Source organism: Pseudophaeobacter sp. (assembly GCF_039971195.1).
Lineage (GTDB): Bacteria > Pseudomonadota > Alphaproteobacteria > Rhodobacterales > Rhodobacteraceae > Pseudophaeobacter.
The window spans coordinates 1-8,378 of record NZ_JBDWPJ010000007.1 but is presented as its reverse complement, the minus strand read 5'-3'; the positions used below and the strand labels follow the sequence as shown (position 1 = coordinate 8,378).

Genomic DNA, 8,378 nt, shown 5'->3' with positions numbered 1-8,378 from the left:
GTTCTGGCCGCCACCGGTCGCATCATCATCAGCGGCATCGGCAAATCCGGCCATATCGGCCGCAAGATTGCTGCCACTCTGGCCAGCACCGGCACGCCGGCCTATTTTGTCCATCCGGCCGAAGCCAGCCATGGGGATCTGGGCATGTTGTCCAAGGGCGATGTGGTCATCGCCATCTCCAACTCTGGCGAGGCCCCCGAGCTGGCCAATCTGCTGGCCTTTACCCGCCGGTTTGACATTCCGCTGATTGGCCTGTCGAGCAAACCCCAAAGCACCCTGATGACCCAGGCGGATGTGCAGCTGCAAATCCCCGCCACCGGCGAGGCCTGCGGCTATGGCATCGTGCCGTCGAATTCGACCACGCTCACCCTGGCCATGGGCGACGCCCTGGCCATTGCCATCATGAAATACCGCGATTTCCGCCCCGAGAACTTCCGCGATTTCCACCCTGGTGGCAAACTGGGCGCACAGCTCAGCAAGGTCAGCGACCTGATGCATCACGGCGATGCCCTGCCGGTTGTGACAGCGGCGACCCCGATGTCAGACGCACTGATCGAAATCAGCCAAAAGGGTTTTGGTGTCTCGGGCGTTGCAGATGCCGACGGCACGCTTTTGGGCATCATCACCGATGGTGACCTGCGACGGCACATGGAGGGCCTGCTGCAAAAAGGCGCTGCAAATGTGATGACCAAGGACCCCACAACCATCGCGCCCGACGCGCTGGCAGCCGAAGCCGTGGCCATCATGAACCAGCGCAAGATCACCTGCCTCTTTGTGGTGGATCCCGCCAAGGGCCATCGCGCCGAGGGGCTTTTGCATATTCACGACTGCCTGCGCGCAGGCCTCGGATAGGGATTGGGCAGCCCGGTCATGGATCACTATTCCCGCATGGTGAGCTATCTGAAGCTCTTGCTGCCGCTGACCGCGCTGGGGCTGCTGTCGACCCTGTTCCTGATTTCACGCGGCGCCGATACCGAGGCCGTCATTCCCTTTGCCGATCGCGAAATCGAAGAGCGGCTGCGCGGCCAGCAAGTGACCGGCCCGTTCTTTTCCGGCTCCACCTCGCAGGGGGATGAGATCTGGGTCACCGCCACTGTGGCCCGTGCCAGCGCGGATCAGCCCGTAATCGCCAATGAGCTGAAGGCCGAGATCCGTATGGTGGCCGGCGGGCAACTGACCCTGACCTCGGATCGCGGCACCGTGCATCCGGATCAGGATCTGGCGCGGTTTATTGGCAATGTCGAAATCATCACAACAGACGGCATGGTGGTAGAGACCGAAGCGTTGAAAACCCAACTCAGCATGGTGCATGCCGAAAGCCCCGGCGCCATTCGCGCCACTGGCGATCTCGGTGAATTGACTGCCGGTCATATGGAGATCACGTCAGAAACTGTTGGCGGGCCGGTACATCTTCTCTTCACCAAAAGCGTTAAGCTGGTATACGATCCTCAAAAATTAGAAAGATAGATTGTGACTCATTTGCGTGCCCTGCTGATTTGCCTGATGTCCACCCTCTGGCTCACCGCTCCTGCGACGGCGCAAAATGCGGTTGCCTTTGGCTCGGCCCAGGCGGATCCCTCGCAACCGGTAGAAGTCACTTCGGACGCGCTTGCGGTCAATCAGGTGGATGGCTCCGCTGAATTCACCGGCAGCGTGTTGATCGTGCAGGGCGTCATGCGGCTTTCTGCGGATCGGGTTATGGTGGTCTACAAGACGGATGAGGCGGGAAAACGCGCCATCGAACGGCTGGAAGCCACCGGCAATGTACTGCTGGTCAGCGGCCCCGATGCGGCAGAAGCACAGCGCGCGGACTACACCATTGATGATGGCACCATCGTGATGACCGGCAATGTCCTGGTCAACCAGGCCTCCGGGAGCCTCACCTCGCAGCGCCTGGTGGTCAATCTGACCACCGGAACCGCAAGCATGGCCGGCCGGGTAAAAACAATTCTCAATCCCAGCACAGATACAGACAACTGATGGCACAAAAACCGGATCTCAAACTGACCGAGGGCTCCTCAGGTCTGCGCATTGAAAAACTGCGCAAAAGCTATCGTAAAAAAGTGGTGATCCGGGATGTCTCGATGTCACTGGACCGGGGGGAGGTCGTGGCGCTGCTGGGGCCAAATGGGTCTGGCAAGACCACCAGCTTTTACGCCATTGCCGGGTTAATCTTTCCCGAGGCCGGCAGCGTCACAATCGACGGCCAGAATGTCACCACCCTGCCAATGTACCGGCGCGCCCGGCTTGGCATTGGCTATCTTCCGCAAGAGATGTCGATCTTTCGCGGCCTCTCTGTTGAGGATAATATCATGGCGGTGCTGGATATCGCCGTGAAACACAGCCACCGGCGCCGCGAGCGTCTGGAAGAGCTGCTGTCTGATTTCTCCATCGAACATCTGCGCCGCGCCCCGGCGCTGGCTCTGTCTGGTGGTGAGCGCCGCCGGGTTGAGATCGCCCGCTGTCTGGCCGCTGAACCAAAATATCTGCTGCTGGATGAACCCTTTGCCGGTGTTGACCCGATTTCGGTTGGCGATATTCGCCATCTGGTGGCCGATCTGAAGAAGCGCGGCATTGGCGTTTTGATCACCGACCACAACGTCCGCGAGACCCTGGAAATTGTTGATCGTGCCTATATCCTGCATGATGGCCAGGTTCTGATGTCCGGCACGCCAGAAGAGGTCGTGGAGAATGAAAACGTCCGCCGCGTCTATCTGGGTGATAATTTTAGAATATCTTAACTATTTGAAAAACATTGGTTTTGCATATCTCTTTTGGAAATCGATTTCCTTGCGCCGGGTGAACGGACTGCGGCCATTTTCCGCCAATTCTCACGATCTCGACGCATCAAATCACCGCTTCGCCATTGACTCTCCCCCTGGTTTGTCATCGAATTGACACATGGCAAAAGTGCAGTACGAGGTAGTCCGAAGCGCGGTCTTGGCAACAAGACCCGAAGGGCTGCAACCCACTGTCAGGCCTATTCCCCCAACCCAAAACTGACGACATCCCTCTGGGCCCGGCCCGGTTGGTGTTTTGGGTTGTAATTTGTGAAGGAGATCACATGCGTTACAAAATCAGCGGTAAACAGATCGACATTGGCGAAGCATTGCAGACCCATGTTCAAACCGAGCTGGGGACTGTCGTCTCGAAATATGCAGAACGCCCAACAGACGCAAATATCGTCTTTTCCAAGTCCGGGCATGAATTTGTTTGCGAAGCCACAGTGCATCTGTCCACCGGGCTGACCGCCCAGGCCAAGGCCCATGCCACTGAAATCTATTCGGCTTTTGAAGCCTGCAACGAAAAGATGGAAAAACAGCTGCGCCGCTACAAGCGCCGATTGAAGGATCACCATCGCGATCGCAGCGAACCGGTTGAAATTCTCGGCGCAAGCTCCTATATCCTCGCCTCTGATGACGCGGAAACCGAGGCCGAGCCCGAAACGCTGCAGCCCATCATCGTGGCCGAAATGGAGACCCGGATCCAATCCCTCTCTGTTGGTGAAGCCGTGATGCAGATGGAGCTTGCAGGGGCGCCGGTGCTGGTTTTCCGTAACGAAAGCAAAAACGGTGTAAACGTGGTATACCGCCGGGAAGATGGCAACATTGGTTGGATCGACCCGACGGCCTAGCCTTTAGAGGCTGCGCCACGGCCTCTGAACGGAGCAGGTGACAATGCAGATTTCAAGCATCCTTAAGCCGGATGCGGTCCGGGTTCTCGGTGCCGTTTCCAGCAAGAAGCGCCTGTTCCAGGAAATTGCCGAGGTTGCACAAGCCTCTTACGGCCTCTCGTCACAATCCACGGTTGAGGCTCTTCTGGATCGGGAGAGCCTTGGCCCCACTGGGGTTGGCCACGGCGTTGCCCTGCCTCATGCCCGGCTTGATGGGCTCTCTGAGGTGCGCGGCGTCTTCCTGGTGTTGGAAAAGCCGCTGGATTTTGATTCCGTTGATCGCCAGCCAGTGGATATCGCCTTTTCGCTCTTTGCCCCCGAGGACGCCGGAGTGGAACACCTAAAAGCGCTGGCCCTGGTGTCGCGCACCCTGCGCGAGCAGAGCTTTTGCACCAAGCTGCGCGCCAATCATGATCCTGCCACCCTGTTCACCATCCTGACCGAAGTGCAGCCGGTTCAGGCCGCCTGACTCCTCCCCTATTGGCCTAACCAACCGGCGTCAGACCGATCTGTTAGAGCAAAAGATCAAGGGGAGCGCTCCCGCCCGTCAGAGGATCTTTTGGCAAAGACCCCTTCCCGTTGGGCCTGGCATGGCCCCTCCTTGGGAGGACCCATGCCTGTTGCGCAAGTGTCAGGGCTACGCCTCTGATTCAGCCAATACCGTGACAAGCCTGCCCATTCCATTCAACAAGCATCGCCGCCAAGCTTGGCAAACTGACCTATGTCACCGTTCCGATGCCAGAATGCGCACCAGCGCCGCACAGGGTGCGGCGCCACCCCCAAGGCTGCTTTTGGAGTTTGCGCAGCAAACACCAAACAGGCGCGGGAGCCCCCCTCTTGCCGCGGGACCTGCACGCCCACATGCCCTATGGGTACCGGCAGAAGACCTACCGCCAGGATGAAAAGCCAAACATCATGTAGTCGCGCTGATAGACCGAAGCGATCTGCTTCTCCAGCGCTGCGTCCCAGATCTCATCCAGCGCATAGGGCTGATCTTTTTGAGCTAACACAGGCGCATCCGGTGTCATCCGGCCCAGCCTCTGCGCCAGGGCCGGCAGAGCCTCTGCCAGCTCATCTTCGCGCAGCACCAGATCTGGCGCCCCCAGTTCCGCCACCCCCGACAAGACCTGCGATTGGCTGGCCCATTCCGCATCCACCCGCACCGAGGTCTGCCCCGCCAGATTGGCCTGCAGGAAGCTCAGAAACTGCGAGAAAGCCTCTCGGTGATCTGCCTTGCTATATCCCGCATCCGGGCCCTTTTTGGGCAGCGGCAGTTTGAACTGGCGCCGCAGAGTTTCGCGTATACCGCCGTAGCTGCTACCGCCCTTTTGCAGGATCCTGCGACAAAACACAGAATGCACCCGCGCCGCCGGATGGCGCAACACGGCAAAGCTGCGAAAGCCGGGATTGCTCCGTTTCCACTGGCGCAGCTGCTTTTGGTTCATCTTGCTGATGAGCCCTTCGGGCGCCACATTGTCCAGCCCTGCCATCCAAGAGATGACCTCCTCCTCGGGTCCGCCCCGGATCGGCAGATAGAGCAGCGGCGTCACCACGCCCGCGACATAGCCCGGCACCGCAGGCCCCCTGCGCGGTTCAAAATTTGGCGTTCGGCTCAGGTTGAACCGATCCATCCCGGCCAGCGCCTCTTCCATCACCGCCGGGTTTTCGACCTTAGACACCACCGGCGCCGGGTTCTGCCGTTTCAGACTACCGTCCAGCGCCTCTAGCTGCGCGTCAACGCCCAGCCAGCGGGCCAACCCGTTCATTACCTCCAGGCTTTGCAGGTCCTCATAGGCCAGGTAGAATCCAGTCTGGCCGGATTTTTGCAGCCGGTTGAGCAGGGTGATCTGGAAATCCTGCAATGCCTCCACATGTTGCGAAAACTCGGCGCTGTCAAAATGCGCCAGCGCCTCTTTGCGGCGTTTCACATTGGTCAGTTTCCACTGCCCCGTCGCTTGGGCGATCTTCCAGGACACATAACTATCGACCGGATTTCGGGTCAGGATCACCTTGGCGCAGCGCGGATCCTCCAGAGCCTGATCCAGAATGCGCGGATCATGATCGTGAAAATAGCGAAAGCCGCCCAGCGCCCCTGGCTCTGATTTGATTCGAGAAATCAGGCAGCTGGGATTAGCCTCTCGCATCGTCTGAGTGATACCGAGAATATTGTCCTGATTGGGATAGCCGATAAAATGCGGGTTAAAGGCCTCGCCATGGCAGGTCAGCCCGTCAAAGGCATTGAGATTGGTCTCCAGAAAGTTGGAGCCTGTGCGCATCTCGGCAAAGACGATGAAATAGTCAAATGGGGCTGTCATGGATTATTTTCGCACCAGATAGGGTTTACGAGGAGGTTTTGGCATGTTCACCGGCCCCTGCTCCACCGGGAAATCCCCCATCAGATAGGGGTGCATGCCCTGGTTCTTCAGGTTCTGCAGGAATTGGCCAAACCCGTCGAGATTGGCCATGGTCGGCGCCTCGCTCAGATGGCGCGACATCAGCGGACCCAGCTCATCCAGAATGGTTTGCAAGGGTTCCATCGGCGCCTCGATGAATTCCGCCATGCTCCAGATCCGCACCCGCGCCTTGGTCTCCTGGTCGCGCAGCAACTGCAGATACTTGGCCTCCAGCTGTTGCAGCCGGGCGGCCTCGCGGCGCAGCTCGGTGAAATTCTGGTTCGAGCGAAACAGCGGCACCGCCCAGGCGCCGCTGATCACCGAGATCTGCGCATTGGGGTCGCGCGCCAGCACCGGGCAGATTTTTTGGTTGTCGCCGGGGCCAAACTGAAAACACTGACGCTCGCCGCGGGTGTTCCAGATCAGATTGGTCAAAAAGCTCTGCGGATTATAGTCGCGCATCTTGGCATTGTCGCTCAGGGCGCCATTGATCATCGGCCCACCGCCTGCCAGCTCTGCGCGCTCTGGCGCGAACAGATGCCCATGCACCTTGGTCCCGGTGATCCGCGCTAACCAGGGCTCAAAATCTTCAAACAGTTCAGCAAATCCCTGAAACACCGAATAGGGGTTCGAGGTGACGCTATTGACCGACCAGCGCCCTGGAAAACGGCTTTGCATATAAAGTCCCGGACGCCCCCTTGTGCGCCGCTCCACTGCCTTGGCAAAGATCCGGTCGATCTTGCCGGGATTGGGCTCGGTCTTTTTCATCGCCCCGGCGCTATCGGTCAAAAACGCCTGATAAAGCCGATCGGCGCGCGGCCAGATCTTGCGCGCCACAAAACAATCCGAACGGCGCAGCAGCTGCAAATGGTCATCATAGAAGATATGCGGTTTGCCCTGGAAATCGAATTTGGACAGGGTCAGCGAGCGGCTTTCGATATTGGTGGAATATTGCCGCGCCAGAGTCTGATAATAGCTCTCGTCCGGGATCCAGACCTTTTTGAAATAGGCGTCATAACTCGGGCGCTCCGGGTCCTCGAGGATCGCCGAAAGGGTCTGCCGGGTCAGGCACCACCACTGGCTGCCCATATGCGGCACCAGCCCCGCCGGGATCCTGCGTCGCATCCCCAGGGCGCGCTGCAGATCAACGTAGCGATCAAACAGATAGCGGCGCTTTTTCCAGGAAAAGGGAAACCGCAGGGTGAACCGCTCCACGTCCAGCCCGCCGACAATCCAGGGCACATCCGCCGTGGTGGCGCTTTCGATAAAATCAGTGCGGGGCCGGGCGGCAAGGTAGTCCACCAGTTCCTCAACCGGGCGCAGCGGCAGGCACGACCCAGAGGAAAGGTAGACATGGCGCACCTCCGGGAACTCCTTCAGCATCAGGGAGGAGGCCGATTGCGAGGCAGCAACAATGCCCCAGGTGCCCCATTCACAGCGGTGCCTTTTGCTGAACTTGATCAGCGGGTCCGAGGCAAGCGACTGGCGGAACCTGCGGAAAGTGGCGCCATCGACGTTTTTGTCCACATGCAACACCACCGGGCAACCGCTGGCGGTCCAGTGCTGCGCCACCTCGGCGGCGCGTTCCAGTGCAGTATGCACCAGCATGATGATGCCAACTGTGCTCACGCCCAGTTCCCCTTGGACATCAGCCCCAGGATCTCCAGTTGGCGCCAGTTGATGTATTTCTCGCTCCATTTGCACCACAGCTCGGGCTGCTGCTCCAGCGCCTCGGCATAGGCTTTGTATTCGCGTGAATTGGCGTAGTGCTCGCTGCGTGCCAGCTCTTCGGTTGCCTTGGACCCCAGGGTGTCGAGGAATTTGGTATGCAACAAGGCGCCACTGGCCTTTTCCCCGCCATCGGTCTCATAGACCTGGTTCAGCCCGCGTGGCAGCAGCGAGTGGGTCGAGCTCACATAGGCATAGCGACGGTCCCATTTCACCAGCGGCGTCTTGTTCAGGGCCGGAGCCCGTTTCGGTTCATCCGCAAAAAACACCCGCGCCCGTGGCCCGCCCTGGATCCAGAGATTGCCATACATGTGGTTCTTGCTGATGGTGTAATTGCCGCTGTCGAACCAATTGGCAATTTCCAGCGGGTTCTGCCCCTCCTGATAGGGTTCGTCGCCCAACCGTCCCTTTGGATAGGTATCGATCAGCATCGCAGAAAAGCTGCGAATGGCAGAGTTATCCAGCCAGTCGGTCAAGGCCTGAACAGGCCGGGTATCGCAAAACGGGTAGATGAACAGCTCATCCGGATCCACCACCAGCACCCAATGCCCATGAGCATATTTGCGTTTGAGGTAGTTCATCCA

At 59.0% G+C, this 8,378-nt stretch carries 9 protein-coding genes; 6 read left to right on the top strand and 3 right to left on the bottom strand.

What is annotated here, in order from left to right:
* From ABJP42_RS00275 to ABJP42_RS00250, 6 genes are all read left to right on the top strand, one after another.
* A partial coding sequence (locus ABJP42_RS00275; RefSeq protein ID WP_348337872.1) for a KpsF/GutQ family sugar-phosphate isomerase occupies positions 1-852 on the top strand: 852 nt, incomplete at its 5' end.
* 18 nt (positions 853-870) lie between these two features.
* Positions 871-1,467, top strand: a complete 597-nt coding sequence (lptC, locus tag ABJP42_RS00270) for an LPS export ABC transporter periplasmic protein LptC (RefSeq protein ID WP_348337871.1) — start codon at positions 871-873, stop codon at positions 1,465-1,467.
* Between the two features lie 3 nt (positions 1,468-1,470).
* Positions 1,471-1,980: an LptA/OstA family protein gene (locus ABJP42_RS00265; RefSeq protein ID WP_348337870.1), complete on the top strand. Its 510-nt coding sequence runs from the start codon at positions 1,471-1,473 to the stop codon at positions 1,978-1,980.
* Positions 1,980-2,741, top strand: a complete 762-nt coding sequence (gene lptB, locus ABJP42_RS00260) for an LPS export ABC transporter ATP-binding protein (protein ID WP_348337869.1) — start codon at positions 1,980-1,982, stop codon at positions 2,739-2,741. Before ABJP42_RS00265 ends, lptB begins: the two co-directional genes overlap by 1 nt.
* A 323-nt stretch (positions 2,742-3,064) precedes the next feature.
* Complete coding sequence (gene hpf, locus ABJP42_RS00255; protein ID WP_348337868.1) at positions 3,065-3,634, top strand: ribosome hibernation-promoting factor, HPF/YfiA family; 570 nt, start codon at positions 3,065-3,067, stop codon at positions 3,632-3,634.
* Between the two features lie 43 nt (positions 3,635-3,677).
* Positions 3,678-4,142, top strand: coding sequence for a PTS sugar transporter subunit IIA (locus ABJP42_RS00250; RefSeq protein ID WP_348337867.1), 465 nt, complete (start codon positions 3,678-3,680; stop codon positions 4,140-4,142).
* A gap of 418 nt (positions 4,143-4,560) precedes the next feature.
* On the opposite strand, the gene ABJP42_RS00245 is transcribed toward ABJP42_RS00250, so the two are convergent.
* The 3 genes from ABJP42_RS00245 to ABJP42_RS00235 all read right to left on the bottom strand — a co-directional run.
* Positions 4,561-5,988, bottom strand: a complete 1,428-nt coding sequence (locus tag ABJP42_RS00245) for a sulfotransferase family 2 domain-containing protein (RefSeq protein ID WP_348337866.1) — start codon at positions 5,986-5,988, stop codon at positions 4,561-4,563.
* A gap of 3 nt (positions 5,989-5,991) precedes the next feature.
* Positions 5,992-7,695 carry a DUF5927 domain-containing protein gene (locus ABJP42_RS00240; protein ID WP_348337865.1) on the bottom strand — a complete coding sequence of 568 codons (1,704 nt, stop codon included), beginning with the start codon at positions 7,693-7,695 and terminating at the stop codon, positions 5,992-5,994.
* Positions 7,692-8,378: glycosyltransferase family protein (locus ABJP42_RS00235; RefSeq protein WP_348337864.1), on the bottom strand; the 687-nt coding region annotated here is incomplete at its 5' end. The genes ABJP42_RS00235 and ABJP42_RS00240, both read right to left, overlap by 4 nt.

Excerpts from the sequence above, each read along its gene's own strand:
- lptC (WP_348337871.1), top strand. The coding sequence starts at position 871 with ATGGATCACTATTCCCGCATGGTGAGCTATCTGAAGCTCTTGCTGCCG.
- lptB (WP_348337869.1), top strand. The coding sequence starts at position 1,980 with ATGGCACAAAAACCGGATCTCAAACTGACCGAGGGCTCCTCAGGTCTG.
- hpf (WP_348337868.1), top strand. The coding sequence starts at position 3,065 with ATGCGTTACAAAATCAGCGGTAAACAGATCGACATTGGCGAAGCATTG.
- ABJP42_RS00250 (WP_348337867.1), top strand. The coding sequence starts at position 3,678 with ATGCAGATTTCAAGCATCCTTAAGCCGGATGCGGTCCGGGTTCTCGGT.
- ABJP42_RS00245 (WP_348337866.1), bottom strand. The coding sequence starts at position 5,988 with ATGACAGCCCCATTTGACTATTTCATCGTCTTTGCCGAGATGCGCACA.